The organism is Agromyces sp. P1_H4, from assembly GCF_056405255.1.
In genome coordinates, this window is sequence record NZ_JBFUCL010000511.1 from 1 (window position 1) to 1,702 (window position 1,702).

2 protein-coding genes and 1 pseudogene are annotated in these 1,702 nt (G+C 71.7%); all 3 read right to left on the reverse strand.

What is annotated here, in order from left to right; translation table 11 throughout:
- Positions 1-171 (reverse strand): glycosyltransferase (locus AC1DY2_RS19485; protein WP_476763914.1); only part of this gene is annotated, 171 nt, incomplete at its 3' end.
- Complete coding sequence (ftsW, locus tag AC1DY2_RS19490; RefSeq protein WP_476763913.1) at positions 168-1,421, reverse strand: putative lipid II flippase FtsW; 1,254 nt, start codon at positions 1,419-1,421, stop codon at positions 168-170. The genes ftsW and AC1DY2_RS19485, both read right to left, overlap by 4 nt.
- A pseudogene (gene murD / locus AC1DY2_RS19495) lies at positions 1,381-1,702 on the reverse strand (UDP-N-acetylmuramoyl-L-alanine--D-glutamate ligase); the annotation flags it as partial. The gene ftsW and the pseudogene murD, both read right to left, overlap by 41 nt.

The window sequence follows — 1,702 nt, forward strand, 5'->3', positions numbered from 1 at the left end:
CGTCAGGAGCTCGTAGCCGCGCGCCGGCACGAGCCGCGCCTCGAGTCCCTCCGCCGTGCCGAGCACGAGCACCTCGTCGTCGGCCTGGCGATCGCGCAGGCGGTCGGCGACGGCGAGCAGGGGATTCACGTGGCCCGCGGTCCCACCGCCGGCCAGCAGGTAGGTCGTCATCGGGTGGGCCGCCCCGAACGCGCGGCCGCGCGGGCGACCGCGCGGGCCTCAGCACGCGAGGCCGCCTCGGGGTCGCGTGCGACCGAGAGCACCACGCCGATCGCGAACAGCGTCGTGAGCAGGGCGGTGCCGCCCGCCGAGACGAGGGGCAACGGCACGCCGAGGACGGGGAAGACTCCGAGCACGACACCGATATTGACACACGCCTGGCCGACCACCCACACGAGGACCGCCGCGGTGGCCGCCTTCGCGAACGGCGTCCTGGCCGCACGCAGCACCCGGGCGAACGCGACGGCGAGCACCACGAACAGGGCGATGACGACGATCGCGCCGATGAGCCCGAGCTCCTCGCCGATGATCGCGAAGATGAAGTCGTTGTCGGCTGCGGGCAGCCACGACCACTTCGCCGTGGAGTTGCCGAGCCCGACGCCGAAGATGCCGCCGTTGGCCAGCGCGAACCGGCCATGCTGGATCTGCCAGCAGTCGGCCTCGTCGATGGTGGCGCAGTTCTCCTGCAGGAACGCCGTGATGCGCCGCATCCGGCTCTCGCTGGACACCGCCACGAACGCGAAGAGGGCGGAGCCGAGGAGCACCGGCGGCAGCAGCAGCCGGAAGCGCACGCCGATGAGGAAGAGCGCCCCCAGCAGCATCCCGCCCATGACCATCACGGTGCCGAGGTCGCCGCCGAGGAGCACCAGGCCGATCGCCCCGCCGCCCACGAGGAGGATCGGGAGGATGCCGTGCACGAAGTCGCCGAGCTGCGCCTGCTTCTTCGTGACGATGAGCCCCAGCCAGATCACCAGCGAGACCTTGATCAGCTCCGAGGGCTGGAAGGGCGGAATGGGACCGAGCTGGAGCCAGTTCGTGTTCCCGCCGACCGTGACGCCCAGTGGCGTCGCGACCACGAGCAGCTGCAGCACGCACGACACGATGAGCAGCGGCCACGCCACCCGCATCCACATGCGTTCGGGCACGCGGCTCGCGATGAGCATGATGGGCAGCCCGAAGAGGGCGTAGAGCCCCTGCCGGGAGGCCTGCACGAAGAATCCGCCGTCCTCGAGGTTCGACTCGACGGATGACGACGAGAGCACCATCACGAGTCCGAACACGACGAGGAAGACCGTCGTGCCGAGCAGCAGGAAGTAGTCCTTGGACTCGACCCGGAAGACGCGGCCGAGGCGGATGCGGGCGGCGGAGACGCCCGCGGGCTCAGCCGTGGCCGGTCGGGCGGTGCCGGTCGGAGTCGCCATCCGCCTCGCCTCCCAGCCTTGCTCTGACCGCCTCGTGGAACCGCCGGCCCCGGTCGGCGTAGTCGGCGAACTGGTCCATCGACGCCGCCGCCGGCGCGAGGAGCACGGTGTCCCCCGGCTCCGCCACCGACGCCGCCAGTGCGACCGCGTCGGGCATCACCGTCTCAGTGTCGTCGGTGACGACCTCGAAGAGGGGCAGCTCCGGCGCGTGTCGCTGGAACGCCGCGACGAGCGCGCTGCGGTCGACGCCGATCACGATCGCCGCGCGCAGCCGTCCGGCG

Coding starts and splice junctions, on each gene's coding strand:
- ftsW (WP_476763913.1), bottom strand. CDS start 1,421: ATGGCGACTCCGACCGGCACCGCCCGACCGGCCACGGCTGAGCCCGCG.